This window comes from Actinomadura geliboluensis, from assembly GCF_005889745.1.
Taxonomy (GTDB): Bacteria; Actinomycetota; Actinomycetes; order Streptosporangiales; family Streptosporangiaceae; genus Spirillospora; species Spirillospora geliboluensis.
Genome location: NZ_VCKZ01000796.1, coordinates 1 through 390, shown reverse-complemented (window position 1 = coordinate 390; position 390 = coordinate 1). Strand labels below are relative to the sequence as shown.

General features: G+C 75.4%; 1 protein-coding gene. It reads left to right on the top strand.

Annotated elements, in window-relative coordinates; all coding sequences use genetic code 11:
- Positions 1-133 precede the first annotated feature (133 nt).
- On the top strand, positions 134-390 hold a 257-nt coding region (locus ETD96_RS44295), incomplete at its 3' end, for a hypothetical protein (protein WP_205719781.1).

Sequence of the window (390 nt, the reverse complement as noted above, 5' to 3'; positions counted from 1 at the left end):
CCCCCGGAGTCCCGCCCCAAGGTCGATCTACACGCGGGATGCGTGGTATTGGGTGATGGGTATCCTGCGTGGGGGCCATTTTGCCCACCTGCACCGTGTTGATCATCAGAGGCGTGCCCGAGGGGGATAAACGGTGGCGAGGAACGAGCACGACGGGCGTTCCCTGGAGGAGCGGCTGGCCTCTCTGGACGCGATGAGCGGCGACACGGCGGAACCGGCCCGGGACGGTGAGCAGGCGGCGCGGACCGCCCCCGCCCAGCAGGAGAACGCCCCGCCGGAGCCGCCGGCCGCGCCCGAGCCGCCCGCCGCGCCGGGGCCACCGCCGGCCGCGCCGGAGCAGCAGGGCGCCGCGCCGGAACAGCAGCCGCCCGCGCCGGAGCAGCAGGGGCC